Consider the following 15,983-nt stretch of genomic DNA (forward strand, 5'->3'; position numbering starts at 1 on the left):
CCGGGAGCCCTGGAAGCCGCTGACGGTCCCGGACATGCACAGGCGCCCCGGACCGTGGTCGGCCCGGGGCGCCTGGGAAGTCGCGTGTCAGTCGATCAAGCAGCGCGACCATGGCAGCCGGACGGGCCGGTGCCATAGGTAAAGACGAAGGTCAGCTGCTGGAACATGGTGTTCAGTATGAGCCCGTTAGAATCGAAAGTCCAACCCCGCTCCACACCGCCGGAAGGCCGCCGAAGTGCCATCAGCGCCCCCTGCCGCCGCACCGGACGTCGTCCTCGTTGTCGACTTCGGCGCACAGTACGCCCAGCTCATCGCCCGTCGGGTCCGCGAGGCCCGGGTCTATAGCGAGATCGTGCCGTCCACCATGCCGGTGGCCGAGATGCTCGCCAAGAACCCCAGGGCGATCATCCTCTCCGGCGGTCCGTCGTCGGTCTACGCCGAAGGTGCCCCCAGCCTCGACCGTGCGCTGTTCGAAGCCGGTGTCCCGGTCTTCGGCATGTGCTACGGCTTCCAGCTGATGGCCACCACCCTCGGCGGCACGGTCGACAACACCGGCGCCCGTGAGTACGGCCGCACCGGGCTGGCCGTCAGCAAGCCCGGCTCCACCCTCTTCGAGGGCACGCCGGCCGAGCAGTCCGTGTGGATGTCGCACGGCGACGCCTGCTCGGCCGCCCCCGAGGGCTTCACGGTCACCGCGTCCACCGACGTCGTCCCGGTCGCCGCCTTCGAGAACGACGAGAAGAAGCTCTACGGCGTCCAGTACCACCCCGAGGTGCTGCACTCCACCCACGGCCAGCAGGTCCTGGAGCACTTCCTCTACCGCGGCGCGGGCATCGAGCCGAACTGGACGACCACCAGCGTCGTCGAGGAGCAGGTCGCCGCGATTCGCGAGCAGGTCGGCAGCAAGCGGGCGATCTGCGGCCTGTCCGGCGGCGTGGACTCCGCGGTGGCCGCCGCCCTGGTCCAGAAGGCCATCGGCGACCAGCTGACCTGCGTCTACGTCGACCACGGCCTGATGCGCAAGGGCGAGACCGAGCAGGTCGAGAAGGACTTCGTGGCGGCGACGGGCGTGCAGCTCAAGGTCGTCGACGCCGCCGAGCGCTTCCTGAACGCGCTCAAGGGGGTCTCCGACCCCGAGCAGAAGCGGAAGATCATCGGCCGGGAGTTCATCCGGGTCTTCGAGCAGGCCCAGGCCGAGCTGGTCGCCGAGGCCGGCGCCGAGGGCGAGGAAGTGGCCTTCCTGGTCCAGGGCACGCTCTACCCGGACATCGTCGAGTCCGGCGGCGGCACCGGCACCGCGAACATCAAGTCGCACCACAACGTCGGCGGCCTGCCCGACGACATCGAGTTCGAGCTCGTCGAGCCGCTGCGCCAGCTGTTCAAGGACGAGGTCCGGATGGTCGGCACCGAGCTGGGCCTGCCGGACGCGATCGTCCAGCGCCAGCCGTTCCCCGGCCCCGGCCTGGGCATCCGCATCGTCGGCGAGGTCACCAAGGACCGCCTGGACCTGCTGCGCGAGGCCGACGCGATCGCCCGCGAGGAGCTGACCGCGGCCGGTCTGGACCGCGAGATCTGGCAGTGCCCGGTGGTCCTGCTCGCCGACGTCCGCTCGGTCGGCGTCCAGGGCGACGGCCGCACCTACGGCCACCCGATCGTGCTCCGCCCGGTCTCGTCCGAGGACGCCATGACCGCGGACTGGACGCGCATGCCGTACGAGGCCCTGGCCCGCATCTCCACCCGGATCACCAACGAGGTCGCGGACGTCAACCGCGTCGTCCTCGACGTCACCAGCAAGCCGCCGGGCACGATCGAGTGGGAGTGACCTCCCGCTGACACCCGGCGCCCGACGACAACGCCGCCGCCCCTGCCCGGGGGTGGCGGCGTTGCCGTTTCCGGGGCGGCGGCGGGCGGGGCGCGCCGGTGGCGGTGGTTGACGGCCGACGGGCCGGAGCGGAAGATAGTTTCCGTATTACGGCAATGAATCTCCGCGATGTGGAAGTGAGTGGGTCGCGCGCTATGAGCACCATCGGTTTCCTCGGCCTCGGCATCATGGGCAGCCCCATGGCGGTGAACCTCGCGAAGGCCGGGCACGCCGTGCTCGGCTGGAACCGCAGCCCCGGCAAGGCGAACGCGCTGGTCGCGGCGGGCGGCCGGGAGGCGACGTCGATCGCCGACGCGGTCCGGGACGCGGACGTCGTCATCACCATGGTCCCGGCGTCCCCGCATGTGGAGGCCATCGCCTACGGTCCCGAGGGGATCCTGGCCAACGCCAAGAGCGGCGCGCTGCTGATCGACATGTCCTCGATCACCCCGCAGACCTCCATCGACCTGGCCAAGAACGCCGCGGAGAAGGGCATCCGGGTCCTGGACGCGCCGGTCTCCGGTGGCGAGGCCGGTGCCATCGAGGCGGTCCTGTCGATCATGGTCGGTGGGCAGCAGGCCGACTTCGACGTCGCCAAGCCGATCTTCGAGGCGCTGGGCAAGACCATCGTGCTGTGCGGTCCGCACGGCTCGGGCCAGACGGTCAAGGCCGCCAACCAGCTGATCGTCGCGGTCAACATCCAGGCCTGCGCCGAAGCCGTGGTGTTCCTGGAGAAGTCCGGCGTCGACCTCGCCGCGGCCCTGGACGTCCTGGGCGGCGGCCTGGCCGGCTCCACCGTCCTGGCCCGCAAGGCCGACAACTTCAAGAACCGGGACTTCAAGCCCGGCTTCCGCATCGACCTGCACCACAAGGACATGGGCATCGTCACCGACGCCGCCCGCACCGTCGGCGCGGCCCTGCCCGTCGGCGCCACCGCGGCCCAGCTCATCGCCTCCGCGGTGGCCCGCGGCGACGGCGCACTCGACCACTCGGCGCTGCTCCGCGGCGTCGAACTGCTCAGCGGCTACCGGCACGAGCGGTAGCCCCGCCCCGGGACCCCAGTCCCGTACGGCCGCCGCCGGCCGCGTCAGCTTCGTGGCCATCGCCGGGCCCATCCGCCGCGGAAAGCCGGGGAGTTCGATCGCCAGCCGGGGGAGCCGGGCGCGCGACCAGCCGTAGGTGTGCGTGACGAGGGTCCGGGGGGCGGAGGGCGTGCGCGCGGGGGCGGTGCGGGCCGCGGCGGTTCGCCCCTGGCGCGGCATTTCCCCCGTGTTCTGTACGGTCATGCCCCTGGGGCGATGCCGCCGCGCGGTTTGTGACGGCGCGGGCCTGGCCTCCGAAGGAAGCGGAGGGTAGCTTCCGCCCGAGCGCCGTGAGCCGTACGCGCCAGGAGGAGAACCGCGATGCCCGAGCCGACGCCGATACCCATCGAGCAGTTGCAGTTCGCGATGCCGCCGACGCACGCCGGCGTCGAGGAGGAGCGGCGCCACCGCAAGGAGCGCCTGGTGGCGGCGTTGCGGCTGTTCGGGCGGTACGGGTTCGAAGAGGGCGTCTCGGGCCACATCACCGTGCGGGACCCGGAGTTCACCGACTGCTTCTGGGTCAATCCCTTCGGGGTGTCCTTCGCGCTGATGACCGTCAGCGATCTGATCCTGGTCAACGCCGAGGGGAAGGTCGTCGAGGGCCGCCACCACGTCAACCAGGCCGCGTTCACCCTCCACGCGCAGGTCCACCGGGCCCGCCCGGACGTCGTCGCCGTCGCCCACAGCCACTCCACCTACGGCCGTGCGCTCTCCGCCCTCGGGGAACTGCTGGACCCGATCACCCAGGACGTCTGCGCGTTCTACGAGGACCACGCGCTCTACGACGCCTATACGGGCGTGGTGGTGGACGAGGAGGAGGGGCGCCGGATCGCCGCCGCGCTCGGCCCGCACAAGGCCGTGATCCTGCGCAACCACGGGCTGCTGACGGTCGGCGACTCGGTCGACGCGGCGGTCTGGTGGTTCCTCACGATGGAGCGCTGCTGCCAGGTGCAACTGGCGGCGAAGGCGGCCGGCAAGCCGGTGCCGATCGCCCATCAGGACGCGGTGCGCACCCGGGAGCAACTGGGCACCGACCTGGTCGCGTGGATCAACTACCAGCCGCTGTACCAGCAGATCGCGCGGCGCGAACCGGAGATGTTCGGCTAGGCGGAGCTGGTGCGACGGCGGGGCGGCGCCCCGCCGTCCACCGGGCCCGCGCGGCACCGCCCCCCCGTGCGTCACTTCTGCGGGAACAGCTTCAGGAACGGGTCCGCGGCGGCCGCCAGCCCGCGGCTGAACGGCGCGTCGAAGTCCCAGACCAGGAAGAGCAGGAAGGCGATCAGCGCGCTGAACAGGCCCGCCATCAGCATCTCCCGCCCCGAACGCCGGATCTGGAGCGTGTACATCACCCCGATGGAGATCACGCCGCCGGCGATCAGCCCGAACCACACCACCCCCGGAAGCGTCGAATCCGCCGCGTCCGAACGGGCCATCCGGGCACTGTCCGCGGCCGCCACCTGATCGATGAGCGGCTGGTAGGACTCCCGCTCGAAGTCGTCCCGGGGGTGGTAGTCCGTGACATCGGCACGGACCTTCCCCAGCAGGTCGGCACCGTGCTGGGTGAGCTCCCCGCGCTCGGCCATCACCGGCCATTCCTTGTGGACGACGTAGCCGACGTAGGAGTCGACGTCCGCGCGGACGGTGTCCCGTACGGGCGCCGGCCAGGCCCGGACCCGCTCGCTGACCTCGTGCAGCGCCTGCGCCTCGACCCGCACGGTGTCCTCGGCGGTGCTCCTGGCCTCCCAGACACCGGCGATGGCCAGGCCCAGCACGATCGCGTAGACCACCCCCACCATCATCGTCAGGTACTCGATCACATCGGGCGTCTCGGACGGGTCGTCGTCCTCGCCGATCCGGCGCTCCTTGAGGACGGTGATGGTCAGGACGACGCCGCAGACCGCGGCCATGGCGATGGTCAGAACCAGCCATTGCGACATGGGGACCTCCTACGAGGAACCGCGTCCGGCGGAACGGGACGCGGAGCGCGAACGGGGACGGAGCGCGACACCGGCCAGCACCGCCGGAGTGGTGACCAGCAGCGTCCGGGTCACCACGGAGCGCCCGTGGTGCGGCTGGGGACGGGGCGCCGAGTAGCCGAGCGGGCGCGCGGGGGTCGGGAGCGCCAGGGGCGCCGCGGGCCGCGGCGTGGGCGGCGGCGGGGGTGGCGGTGCGCGGTGGACGGGCGGCGCCGCGGGCGACGGCCGGGGCGCGGGGGCGCGGGCCGGGGAGTGCCGCGGCTGGGGGCGCGGCGCCGCGGTCCGCGGGGGCGGCGGGACCGGCGTGGGCGTGGGACGGGGCGGCGGCGTGGGTTTGGTGCAGGGGATGTGCCAGCCGGGCGGCACGGGGAAATCGGTGGGCAGGTGGACGGGGGGCGCGGTGCCGGCGTAGGCGCAGTTGTCGCCGGACGGCCGCTTCAGGGGCCCGGAACGGGCGGCCGCGGGCGGGGACGCGACCAGGGCCACGGCGGCCGCCAGCGTCGAGGCCGCGGCCAGCGCCAGCGCCGCGACCCGGGCCAGGGTGGCGAACGGGAGCCGGGCCCGGCGCCGGGCGGCACCGACGTCGTCTCGGGAGGATTCGTGTATCTCGCGCACGGCGGGAAGCTTGCGCAGCGTCCGGGCCGCGCAGCCTTCGACCGGCGGCGATTCGCCCGAACGGGGGAAGCGCGGGCAGGTGTGTCCGGGCGCCGTGCGGGCCGCCGGGACACCGGGCGCACAGGTGAGCGTCAACCTGCCGCCACCGAAAGGGACTTCCCTGACCAGGGCGATTGCCGGCCGGACCGGGTGCCTGGGGCACAATTCCCGTCTGAGGACGAGAAGTTGATACAAGCGGCGGCGGGGCGGTACGGACGTGTCGGTGGAATCGGCAAGCACAGTGGCCGGTAGGGGCGAGCCGGGAGGCGGCGGAACGCCCGGCGACGGCGGCGGCGCGTGCCGGTGCGGCCAGTGCCCGCACGGCGCCCGCGAGGGGCACCGGCAGGCGCTCGCCGCGTTTGTCGCGCTCCGGGAGAACTTCGCCGCCGGGCGCGGCGTGCCGGCCGGGCTGGCGCACTCCGTCGGCGCCGCCCGGCAGTGGGTGTCCGACGAACTGACCCTGTCCGCCCGGCTGCTGGCCGAGCGCGGCGTCGCCGAGGGCGCCTCCTGGCCGGTGGCGGTCCGCCGGCGCACCGTGGCCGCGGTGTGGGCCGGGGTGCTCGCGCTGCTGCTGGGGCAGGCGCTGACCGCCGTCGGCACCGGCTGGACGGCGGGCCGCACGGCCGCGCTGGCCGCGGCCGCCGTCCTGGCCCTCGCGGTGACGGTGACCGCCTGGCTCCACCGCGAACAGGGCGGCGCACTCGGTCCGTTGATCGGCGAGGACCGCCGGCTGTCCACCTCCCGCGCGGTCGCCGCGGCCTGGGTGGCGGCGGTGCTCTACGCCGTCCTCACCCTGGCCGTCCAACTGGCTGTCGGGGTCGGCCCGGACGCCCGGCGGCGCCTGCTCTCCGGGCTCGGCCTGGTCCCCTCGGGCGGGCTGCTGGCCATACTGGCCATCGGCTGCGGGGTGGCGGTGCTGGCCTACGGGATGACCGCCGGACGGGTCCGGTCCGGGCGGGTGCAGAAGATCCCGGCGGACCGGCCCCGGGCCACCGACCTGCTGGCGGACGACGCCGGTCGCGGCAGCTTCGCCGACGCGCAGTACGTGCTGGTGAACGCGGCCGTGCTGGCCTTCGCGCTGGTGCGGCTGGCCACCGACCCGGCCCGACTGCCGGCGCTGCCCTGGGTGTTGGTCGTCCTGGCGGCGCTCTCCGGAGTGACGTACCTGGCGGGCAAGGCCGTCGCCGGGGGCCGGCCGGTGATCCTCTCCGTCGTACGCGCCCGGGAACTGGGCGATCTCGCCGCGCCGATCCGCACCGGCGACGACATCGAGATCCGCGGCGCCGGCTTCGTCCCGCCCGGCGCGGGCACCCCGGACCGGCTGGCCCGTACGGTCGTGCGGATCGGTGGGGTGCACGTGCCGGTGCCGCTGGTCCCGGTGCCCGGCGGCTTCGCCAACCCGACGGACGGGGTGCTGACGGTGCCGGTGCCCGTCGACGTGGAGCCGGGCCCCGTGGAGGTCCGGGTGATCACGGCGGCCGGGGCGGAGACGCGCGGCTACCGCATCGACGTCCAGGACTGAACGCGCCGCACCCGCGGCGGGAGCGACGGCCGGGCGGCCACGGCCGTCAATGTCCCGGCAAAGGGCGACAACCGGCGCCGTGACGGCCGACCGCGCGGACAGCGGGCGGTCCGGCGGCCGACGGGGGGAATCTCGCGCGTTGGTGCGTACACATCTCGCCAAGCCGTGCGGGCGACGGCACAATCGTGCGCTCCCGGTGGCAACGGAGAGGCGGACGTCATGGCTCACGCACACCGCACACGCCCGGTCGACGTGGGCGGTGCCCGGAGCGGCGGGCTCCAGGCCGGGCCGGCGCGCCACGCACTGCTTCCGCTGCGGCTCTTCCTGGGCGGCACCTTCCTCTACGCGGGACTACGGAAACTGACCGACCCGACCTTCCTGGCCGCCGGCGGAAAGGGGTCGTTGGGCGAGCTGCTGCGGCAGGTGCACGACACCGCGGCGCTGCCGCAGCTGCTGGACCTGGCCCAGCGCAGCCCGGTGGCCTTCGGCTATGCGATCGTCGGCGGTGAAGTGCTGGTCGGCATCGGCACGCTGCTGGGGCTGCTGGGGCGGCTGGCGGCCTTCGGCGGCGCACTGATCTCGCTGACCCTCTGGCTCACCGTGAGCTGGCCCGCCACCCCCTACTACTACGGCAACGACCTTGCCTACCTGATGGCTTGGACGCCGCTGGTACTGGCCGGTGCGCCCGGCTTCTCGCTGGACGCGGCGCTGGCCAACCGCCGCGAGCGGCACGGGACGCAGCTCTACGGGTGAGCCCCGCGCGGGGCCGCCGGCCGCCCCACCTGCCGGTCATGACGGATGCCGGGGCGGGGCGTCCCGTTGGTGGTGGCGCCGGACCGTGGCCCAGACGGCGGTGGTGATCCCCGCGAGCAGCAGACCGGCCGGGATGGCGAGGAACAGCCAGGGGCCGGGGGCGTGCCAGCGCCCCAGGGCGTCGAGGCCGTAGCCGGTGCCGACGGCGAGGGCGGCGGCGCCGGTGATCAGACGGCCGGGTTCGAAGGGGTGGCGCTTCACTGGGGGGCTCCCTGGGGGGTCGGGGCCGGGGGCGTGGCGGAAGAGGGCACCGGAGGCGCCCGCCGGACGTCGATCTGGCCGGCGCCGACCTTGAGGTCCAGCTCCAGCGTGCCGCGCGGCTGCTCGCCCTTCTTGAGGCCCTCGGCGGGCAGCGTGACCTGCCGCTCGCGGTGGCCGGCGATGATCTCCACGTCGTTGGCCGCGTCGCCCGGCAGTTGGATGTCGCCGACGCCGAGCGAGAGGCGGAGGGTGACGGTGGCGCCCTGCGGAAGCGTCACCTGGAGTCGCCCGGCGCCGACGTCGGCGCCGGTGCGGACCGTGGTGCCGGGCTGCAGGGCGAGTCGGTCGAGGTCCAGCCGGCCCTCCCCGGAGCCGACCGCGTAGTGCGGCTGGACGGCGGCGACGGTGGCGGGGGCCCAGGTGCGGCGCTGCCAGTCGGCGGTGACGTTGGCGGGCAGCGCCGTCGCGCCGGCCAGCAGCGCGGCCGTCAGCACCATCATGAAGACCGTGCCGCCGCCGGTGCGCCCCAGCCAGGCGCTGAGCACCAGGCCCAGTCCGAAGACGACCAGCGCGCAGGCCAGGCCCGCCTGGAGGGACGGGGCCAGCGCGGCGTGCCGGGAGACGGACAGTGCGGTGCCGGCGCCCGCCAGGACGGCCAGCAGGAACGTGCGGCCGCCTATCCCCCGGCCGGGGCGGACCGGCCGGAGCGGGGCGAGGGGGCGCGGGGCGGCCGCGGCGCCGGGGGGTCGACTGCCGTGCGGGCGGGGGCCGTCGGACACGCCGTGGGCGTGGGTGGCGTCGTAGGTGATCTCCAGCCGGGTGTCCTCCGGGCCCCAGAGGTAGCCCCGGGAGAGCAGCGCCTCCGTGCGCGGATCGCGCCACCAGGAAGGGGTGTTGGGCGCCGGGGGCGCGGTGGCCTCCGGCGGGGCGTCGGCGACCGCCTGGGCGGTGGCGGCGTCCACGGACTCCAGGCCCTCGGCCTGGGCGCGGCGGCGCTGCCGCGACCAGTAGACGGCGCCGGCCACGGCCAGCGTCACCATGATCGCGAAGGACATCATGCTGCCCTTGCCGAGCGTGGTCAGGAACAGCGCGCAGCCGGCCAGCGCGCACAGCAGGGCCGTCAGCGCCGAGCCCTCGACGCGGCCGGACAGCAGCCGGCGGCCCTCGTTCTCCTCCTCGCCGTCGAGCGGGACGAGCAGCCACGCGAAGCCGTAGAAGATCAGGCCGAGGCCGCCGATCGACAGCACGGCGAGCACGACCCGGAAGATCACCGGATCGATGTCCCACTGCCGGCCCAGGCCGCCGCACACGCCCGCGACGACCTTGTGCCGCCGGCTGCGGCGCAGCGCGGCGCGCGGCGGGGTGGGGCCGGCGGGGTCGGAGGCCGCCGGCTCCGCGGCGGGAGGTGCATCGTTCATGGAGCCATGGTGACAAGCGCGGCGGGGTCGCGGTATCGGTGAAAACCCTGGCTGATCCCTGAGATCCCCCGAGGCGACCCTGAGGTCTCCCCGATGCCTCCCGTGGGCCGTCGCGAAGGCCGTCGCGAGGGCCGCCACGGGGGCGGGGCAGGAGGGGCATTGCGGGTCGCGGAGCGGCGCCATGAGCCCGGGAACGGGCCGCGAATGCCCCTCGCGCGGGGATTTGCGCCGGAAAAAGACTCGTCGCGGCGGTGGCCGGAGGTCTTTTCCGCCCTGCTGAAGACTATCGTTGCGCCCTGAATACGTACGGGTTTCCGGAGGGGCGAGCGGTGGCGGAAGCGGCGTCGGTGGACGAGGGGCGACTGGTCGCCGGGCGGTATCGCCTGGTCGAGCGGATAGGCCAAGGCGGTATGGGCACCGTCTGGCGGGCCCGGGACGAGGTCCTCGGGCGCCAGGTGGCGGTCAAACGCCTGCACGTTTCACCCCAACTGGACGCGGACGAACTGGCGACCCGCCACGAACGCACGACCCGGGAGGCGCAGGCCGCCGCGCGCATCAACCACCCCAACGTCGTCAGCGTGCACGACGTCGTGGACGACGAGGGGTCGCCGTGCATCGTCATGGAGTACGTCCCCTCCGCGACGCTCGGCGACGCCATCAAGGAGGCCACCGGGTCCGGCACTTACCTCACGCCGCGGGAGACCGCCCGGATCGGCCGCGGCATGATCGCCGCCTTGCGTGCCGCGCACTCCGCCGGTGTGCTGCACCGCGACGTCAAACCGGGCAACGTCCTGCTCGGCGAGGACGGCCGGGTGGTCCTCACCGACTTCGGGATCGCCGTCGCCACCGGCACCTCCACCCTCACCAAGACCGGCGAACTGGTCGGCTCGATCGACTACCTGGCGCCCGAGCGGGTCAAGGGATCCACTCCGGGGCCCGCCTCGGACCTGTGGGCGCTGGGGGCGACGCTCTATCAGGCGGTCGAGGGGAAGGCCCCGTTCCGTAAGAACACCGCGGTGGAGACGGCGTACGCGATCGCCGTCGACCCGCTGGAGCCGCCGAGCAATGCCGGTCAGCTCACCGCGCTGATCGAGGCACTGCTCGCCAAGGAGCCGAGCGACCGGCCCACCGCCGAGGTCGTCGAGCAGGCGCTGCGGGCCGCGGAGGCCGAGGCGGACACGGCACTGATGGGCTGGCCCACGTTGGCCCTGGGGACGGTCGGCCGCAGCCGGCCCGCGGGGGGCGAGCCCGCCGAGGCGCCCACCCGTCCCGTGGCGCACTCCGGCGCGGCGGCGACCGTCGGCACCGGCACCGGCACCGGCACCGGCTCGGGCTCGGGCTCGGGCACCGGCATGGGGAACGCGACCGCCACCGGGACCGGGGTCGGGACCGGGACGGCGGTCGGGACCGGTACCGGGCCCGGCGGGCGCACGGACACCGGCGCGGCCGCTGGGAGCCCCACCGGGAGCCTCACCGGGGCCGCCGGCCCCATGGGGTCGGCGGCCGCGGCCGCCCCCGGTGTGCACGCCCCTGCGGGCGCCGCCCCGGGTGCGCACGCCCCCGCAGGCCCCGCGCCGAGCGCCCACCTGCCCGCCGACGCGGCAGAGCGGACCGACGTCACCGGCCCGGTGTCGGTGGGTAACGGCACGGTCCCCCAGGCGTCCACCGAAGCGCGTATGGACGTGCTGGCGTCCGGCCGGGCCCCTCGCAAGCGCCGCGGCCGGGTCGTGGCCTGGAGCGTGGTCGGAGTCCTGGTCGCCGGGGGCGGCGGGGGCGCGGCCTGGTACGTGAACCACCGCGGCGACACGTCCGCACTCGGCAACGACCCCGGCAACAGCTCCACCGTCCTGCCCGAGACGCCGCACGCCAGCATCAGCCCGCCGCCCCCCACGCCCACGGGCTACCGGCGGGTCACGGAGAAGGACCTCGGGGTGTCCTTCCCGGTGCCGTCCGGCTGGAAGCGGCAGGTCCTCGACGGCGGGCGCCAGATCGTCTACTACTCGGACCCGGAACTGGCCAGGCTGACCCTCAACGCCCTGGACTTCTCCTCGGCGGACCAGGTGCAGCACTTCAAGAGCGTCGAAGCGGACGTCAAGGTCCAGTACCCCAGCTACAAGCGGCTCCGCCTCCAGGACACCATCTACCAGGGCGACCCGGCTGCCATCTGGGAGTTCTCCTTCCAGGGCCGGGCCCGCGAGTACCGCGGCATAGACCTGGGCTTCGGTCGCGAGGGCGGCAAGGAGTACGCCATCTACGTCTCCGCGCCGTCGGCGAACTGGTCGAAGTTCGAGGAGATCTTCTCGAATGTGAAGGACGGATTCCGCAGGGCGGAGTCCGCGGGCTGAGCGGGCACCCCGCCCACCGGCCCGATACCGACGGGGGGAATTCCCTTCGCCCGCTCCGATCCCCCTCGGGAAGGGCGAAGACTCAGGCGACCCGAGCGCCACCTGAGCCGCCGTGCCACCGGCATCACGCCGGCCGGCGGCCACTGCCTCGGGGTTCTCTTTTGCGCCGCGACTTCCCGAGCGCGGATCGAGGTGCCGCTGCCGCTGCCGCCGGCTCAGGGACAGTTCAGGGTCGTCCCTGATGTCCCGGACCCGACCGGCGTGTGACGATCTGAGGCATGACCACAGCGCCACCCCGCGCCGAGACGATCTACGCCCCGGCGCCGGACCCCGACGACCCGCCCGTGCGCAAGCTCTACCGCAGCGCCGAGGGGCGGCTGCTCGGTGGTGTCGCGCGGGGTCTCGCCGGGCACCTCGGCCTCCCGGTCACCTGGGTGCGGATCGTCTTCGTCGCGCTCTTCATGGCCGACGGGATGGGCGCCCTGCTCTACGCCGCGTTCTGGTTCTTCGTGCCGCTGGGCGTCGGCGGCGTCGAGACCCGGCAGCCCGCGGCCGGGGAGGACCGGCGGCGACTGCTCGGCCGCAGGCCGGACAGGGGGCAGCTCCTCGCGCTGATCGCGCTCCTGGTGGGCGCGTCGATCGTGGCCTCCCGCTTCCAGCCGGGCCGGGCCAACGTCTACCTCTGGCCGGTGCTGCTCATCGGCGCCGGCGTCGCCCTGGTCTGGCGCCAGGCGGACAACTCCCGCCGCGCCCAGTGGCTGGAGCTCGGCCGCCGCAAGGGACTGCTGCCGATGGTGCGCGGCGCGGCCGGGGTGCTGCTGGTCGGCGCCGGGGTCACCGGCATCGTCGTGCTCCAGGGCTCCGTGCAGAACCTCGGCTCGGTGCTCCAGGCCGCGCTCGCCGTCGTCGTCGGCATCGCCCTGCTGGCCGGCCCCTACCTCCTCCGGATCACGCAGGACCTCTCCGAGGAACGGCTGATGCGCATCCGGGCCCAGGAGCGCGCCGAGGTCGCCGCGCACGTCCACGACTCCGTCCTGCACACCCTCACCCTGATCCAGCGCAACGCCGACGACCCCCGGGAAGTGGCCCGGCTGGCCCGTGCCCAGGAGCGCGAGCTGCGCGCCTGGCTCTACAAGCCCGAGGGCCGCGGCAAGGACGAGGACGAGGAGCCGGCGACGCTCGCCGAGGCGGTGCGGGCGGCCGCCGCCGAGGTCGAGGACCACCACGGCGTCCCCATCGAGGTCGTGGTGGTCGGCGACTGCCCGCTCGACGAGGCGCTCCGCGCCCAGATGCAGGCCGCACGCGAGGCCATGGTCAACGCCGCCAAGTACGGTGGCGAGGGCGGCGCGGTGCAGGTGTTCGCCGAGGTGGAGGGCCGGACGGTCTTCGTCTCGGTGCGCGACCACGGCCCCGGCTTCGACCTGGACGCGGTCCCCACGGACCGGATGGGGGTACGGGAATCCATCATCGGCCGGATGGAGCGCAACGGCGGCACGGCCCGGCTGCGTGCCGCCCCCGACGGCGGCACGGTCGTCGAACTGGAGATGGAGCGCACCGTGGAGCGCGAGCCCACCGAGCGCGGCACCGGCGGGGAGGGGGGACCGGAATGAGCGCGGCGACCTCACCGGCCGTCCCGGAGGGCGCCGGGGGCGGCCGCGGGCCCGTGGGGGCACCGCGGGCCGGGGCAGGGGATCATGACGGGGCAGACACCGAGGGACGGACGGACGAGATGAGCAGCGACGACGCACAGCAGGGCGAGGCCGGCGGCGAGGACCAGGGCCGCACCGTACGGGTCGTGCTGGTCGACGACCACCGGATGTTCCGGGCCGGCGTCCAGGCCGAGATCGGCCGGACCGAGCTCACCCGGGTCGAGGTGGTCGGCGAGGCCGCCGACGTCGACCAGGCGGTCACGGTCATCACCGCCACCCGCCCCGAGGTCGTCCTCCTGGACGTGCACCTCCCCGGGGGCGGCGGCGTCGAGGTGCTGCGCCGCAGCGCCGCGATGATGGCCGACCCCGAGCGGCCGGTGCGGTTCCTGGCGCTCTCCGTCTCCGACGCGGCCGAGGACGTCATCGGGGTCATCCGCGGCGGCGCCCGCGGCTACGTCACCAAGACGATCACCGGCACGGACCTGGTCGACGCGATCTTCCGGGTGGCCGACGGCGACGCGGTCTTCTCGCCGCGCCTGGCCGGCTTCGTGCTGGACGCCTTCGCCTCGACGGACGCCCCGCCGGTGGACGAGGACATGGACCGCCTCACCCAGCGTGAGCGCGAGGTGCTCCGGCTGATCGCCCGCGGGTACGCCTACAAGGAGATCGCCAAGCAGCTGTTCATCTCCGTGAAGACGGTTGAGTCACATGTCTCGGCTGTTCTCCGCAAGCTCCAGCTCTCCAACCGTCATGAACTCACGCGCTGGGCGGCCGCCCGACGGCTGGTCTGACCTGCGGTTTCGCCGAGAAGGGGACGAGCGGGAGCGGACGATCGGGATCCGCTCCCGGCGCGGCGGGCACGGACGGGGCGCGTAAAGAAGGGCCCAAGGCGGGCAACCAGGATCGCGCTGATCGCCATCTAAGGGCCCGGAGAGGCTCGCTGCCGAAGGCGGGGCCGGAACCACGCCCACGCCCTACGCGCATACGTCCTGGAAACGAGATCCCGATGAGCCTGACGGGTACGCCCTTCTTCCTCTTCTCGATCCTGCTGTTGATCGTCGCCCTCGTGCTGCCGTTCACCCTGTGGGGTCGGGTGGCCGGACCGGCCCCACTACGGGGTCTGGCACGGCTGCTGATGTTGTTGTTCGCGCAGGTCACCGCCATCACGGTGGTCTTCCTCATGGTCAACAACGCCAACAACCTCTATGACAGTTGGGGCGACCTGCTCGGCACCGGCAACCACATCGACCAGGCGCGGAACCTCGGCCCCGACGGCCTGGGCGGCAAGAACCTCAAGGACGAGCCCAAGGTGCTCCAGCAGTTCCGGCCGGCCGACGACCCGGTGATGGGCCCCGGCGTCCAGATGACCGACCTCAAGGGCCAGATCTCGGGCGTCAACGGCGAGGTGTACGTCTGGCTGCCCCCGCAGTACAACGACCCCGCCTTCAAGAACAAGAAGTTCCCGGTGGTCGAGCTGCTGCCCGGCTACCCCGGGTCCGCCAAGTCCTGGTTCGGATCGCTCAAGGCCAACGAGCAGCTCGGGTCGCTGATGCAGAGCGGGGCGGTCAAGCCGTTCATCCTGGTGGCGCCGCGGATGAACGTCCTGGCCAACGCCGACGCCGGGTGCGTCAACCTCCCCGGCAAGGTCAACGCCGACAGCTGGCTGACCGTCGACGTCCGCCAGATGGTGATCGACAACTTCCGGGCCGGCGACAAGCCGGACTCCTGGGGCCTGGCCGGCTACTCGGCGGGCGCCCACTGCGCCACCAAGCTGGCGCTGGCCCACCCGGACCGGTACCGCGCCGCGGTCGGCATGTCCGGCTACAACGACCCGGCGATAGAACGTGATTCGCTCGCCGGCAAGGACCCCAAGCTGCGCGTCGAGACCAACCCACTGCACATCCTCAAGGCCGCCAACGAGGCCGGGAAGCCGCCCCGTACCGCGCTGTACATCTCGGGCGCGAACGGCGACGGCTACCAGGCGGGCGTCGGCCTCAAGCAGATCGCCAAGAACCCGACGTCGGTGACCGTCCAGCAGATCTCGTCCGGTGCGGGCGGGCACACGGTGCCGGTGTGGAAGCACCAAGTGCCGGAGATCTTCCGGTGGTTCGGGCTGTTCCTGCGGGCTTAGGCACCAGGGGCCGGGAGGCCAGGAGGCCGGGAGACCGGCGGAGTTCACCGTTCGGGTGAATCTCCGCCGGTTTCTTCGTAAGTGGGCACAAGGCCGTGCCGGGGAGCGTTGTGCGAGTAACGGAGGTCACGTACGACGAAAGGGGGGGACCGTCGAACGGCCGGAGATTCGCGAGCGGTTGGAGATTCGCGAGCGGTTGGAGATACACGAGCGGTCGGGGCGCCTGAGGTGACCGAAGCGGCCTGGGAGTGGAGCTGCCTTCCGTCGTTCCGCCGTGTGCGCGGCGGCCGGCGGCGGGGGTTCGGCGACGGCTCCTAGAAGGCTCATGAAG

General features: G+C 73.5%; 13 protein-coding genes. 9 read left to right on the forward strand and 4 right to left on the reverse strand.

The genetic code is table 11. From position 1 onward, the window contains the following. Window positions 1-235: 235 nt before the first annotated feature. From guaA to CG747_RS39925, 3 genes are all read left to right on the forward strand, one after another. Window positions 236-1,822 carry a glutamine-hydrolyzing GMP synthase gene (gene guaA, locus CG747_RS39915; RefSeq protein WP_100606787.1) on the forward strand — a complete coding sequence of 529 codons (1,587 nt, stop codon included), beginning with the start codon at window positions 236-238 and terminating at the stop codon, window positions 1,820-1,822. 194 nt (window positions 1,823-2,016) lie between these two features. Then, window positions 2,017-2,904, forward strand: coding sequence for a 2-hydroxy-3-oxopropionate reductase (locus CG747_RS39920; RefSeq protein ID WP_100606788.1), 888 nt, complete (start codon window positions 2,017-2,019; stop codon window positions 2,902-2,904). A gap of 360 nt (window positions 2,905-3,264) precedes the next feature. Then, window positions 3,265-4,050: a class II aldolase/adducin family protein gene (locus CG747_RS39925; RefSeq protein WP_100606789.1), complete on the forward strand. Its 786-nt coding sequence runs from the start codon at window positions 3,265-3,267 to the stop codon at window positions 4,048-4,050. A 71-nt stretch (window positions 4,051-4,121) separates the two neighbouring features. Here CG747_RS39925 and CG747_RS39930 read toward each other — a convergent pair whose 3' ends face one another. Beyond that, the gene (locus CG747_RS39930; protein WP_100606790.1) at window positions 4,122-4,880 is read right to left on the reverse strand and encodes a DUF4239 domain-containing protein; all 759 of its coding nucleotides are present in this window, start codon (window positions 4,878-4,880) and stop codon (window positions 4,122-4,124) included. A 9-nt stretch (window positions 4,881-4,889) separates the two neighbouring features. Then, entirely contained in the window at window positions 4,890-5,534 is a 645-nt protein-coding gene (locus tag CG747_RS39935) for a hypothetical protein (protein WP_146022239.1), read from the reverse strand. Window positions 5,535-5,814: 280 nt separating this feature from the next. Between CG747_RS39935 and CG747_RS39940 the strand changes: the two genes are divergently transcribed. Both CG747_RS39940 and CG747_RS39945 read left to right on the forward strand, forming a co-directional pair. Next, on the forward strand, window positions 5,815-7,095 hold the full coding sequence (locus CG747_RS39940) for a hypothetical protein (protein WP_100606792.1): 1,281 nt from the start codon (window positions 5,815-5,817) through the stop codon (window positions 7,093-7,095). A gap of 219 nt (window positions 7,096-7,314) precedes the next feature. Next, on the forward strand, window positions 7,315-7,848 hold the full coding sequence (locus CG747_RS39945; protein ID WP_100606793.1) for a TQO small subunit DoxD: 534 nt from the start codon (window positions 7,315-7,317) through the stop codon (window positions 7,846-7,848). Between the two features lie 36 nt (window positions 7,849-7,884). On the opposite strand, the gene CG747_RS39950 is transcribed toward CG747_RS39945, so the two are convergent. Both CG747_RS39950 and CG747_RS39955 read right to left on the reverse strand, forming a co-directional pair. Beyond that, the gene (locus tag CG747_RS39950; protein ID WP_100606794.1) at window positions 7,885-8,109 is read right to left on the reverse strand and encodes a hypothetical protein; all 225 of its coding nucleotides are present in this window, start codon (window positions 8,107-8,109) and stop codon (window positions 7,885-7,887) included. Continuing rightward, complete coding sequence (locus CG747_RS39955) at window positions 8,106-9,527, reverse strand: PspC domain-containing protein (protein WP_100606795.1); 1,422 nt, start codon at window positions 9,525-9,527, stop codon at window positions 8,106-8,108. Before CG747_RS39955 ends, CG747_RS39950 begins: the two co-directional genes overlap by 4 nt. Before the next feature lie 329 nt (window positions 9,528-9,856). On the opposite strand from CG747_RS39955, the gene CG747_RS48505 reads away from it, so the two are divergent. From CG747_RS48505 to CG747_RS39975, 4 genes are all read left to right on the forward strand, one after another. Next, entirely contained in the window at window positions 9,857-11,872 is a 2,016-nt protein-coding gene (locus CG747_RS48505) for a serine/threonine-protein kinase (RefSeq protein ID WP_180985914.1), read from the forward strand. Window positions 11,873-12,150: 278 nt separating this feature from the next. Continuing rightward, window positions 12,151-13,482 (forward strand): ATP-binding protein, encoded by a 1,332-nt coding sequence (locus CG747_RS39965; RefSeq protein WP_100606796.1) that lies wholly within the window; start codon window positions 12,151-12,153, stop codon window positions 13,480-13,482. Window positions 13,483-13,601: 119 nt separating this feature from the next. Beyond that, window positions 13,602-14,312, forward strand: a complete 711-nt coding sequence (locus CG747_RS39970; RefSeq protein ID WP_100606797.1) for a response regulator transcription factor — start codon at window positions 13,602-13,604, stop codon at window positions 14,310-14,312. Between the two features lie 215 nt (window positions 14,313-14,527). Further along, window positions 14,528-15,652, forward strand: a complete 1,125-nt coding sequence (locus tag CG747_RS39975; protein WP_100606798.1) for an esterase family protein — start codon at window positions 14,528-14,530, stop codon at window positions 15,650-15,652. Window positions 15,653-15,983: the final 331 nt, after the last annotated feature.

This window comes from Streptomyces sp. CB02959 (genome assembly GCF_002803155.1).
Taxonomy (GTDB): Bacteria; Actinomycetota; Actinomycetes; order Streptomycetales; family Streptomycetaceae; genus Streptomyces.

Bases quoted from the DNA above. Each gene is read 5' to 3' on its own strand.
- CG747_RS39920 (WP_100606788.1), top strand. From the start codon at position 2,017: ATGAGCACCATCGGTTTCCTCGGCCTCGGCATCATGGGCAGCCCCATG.
- CG747_RS39925 (WP_100606789.1), top strand. From the start codon at position 3,265: ATGCCCGAGCCGACGCCGATACCCATCGAGCAGTTGCAGTTCGCGATG.
- CG747_RS39930 (WP_100606790.1), bottom strand. From the start codon at position 4,880: ATGTCGCAATGGCTGGTTCTGACCATCGCCATGGCCGCGGTCTGCGGC.
- CG747_RS39945 (WP_100606793.1), top strand. From the start codon at position 7,315: ATGGCTCACGCACACCGCACACGCCCGGTCGACGTGGGCGGTGCCCGG.
- CG747_RS39955 (WP_100606795.1), bottom strand. From the start codon at position 9,527: ATGAACGATGCACCTCCCGCCGCGGAGCCGGCGGCCTCCGACCCCGCC.
- CG747_RS39965 (WP_100606796.1), top strand. From the start codon at position 12,151: ATGACCACAGCGCCACCCCGCGCCGAGACGATCTACGCCCCGGCGCCG.
- CG747_RS39970 (WP_100606797.1), top strand. From the start codon at position 13,602: ATGAGCAGCGACGACGCACAGCAGGGCGAGGCCGGCGGCGAGGACCAG.
- CG747_RS39975 (WP_100606798.1), top strand. From the start codon at position 14,528: ATGAGCCTGACGGGTACGCCCTTCTTCCTCTTCTCGATCCTGCTGTTG.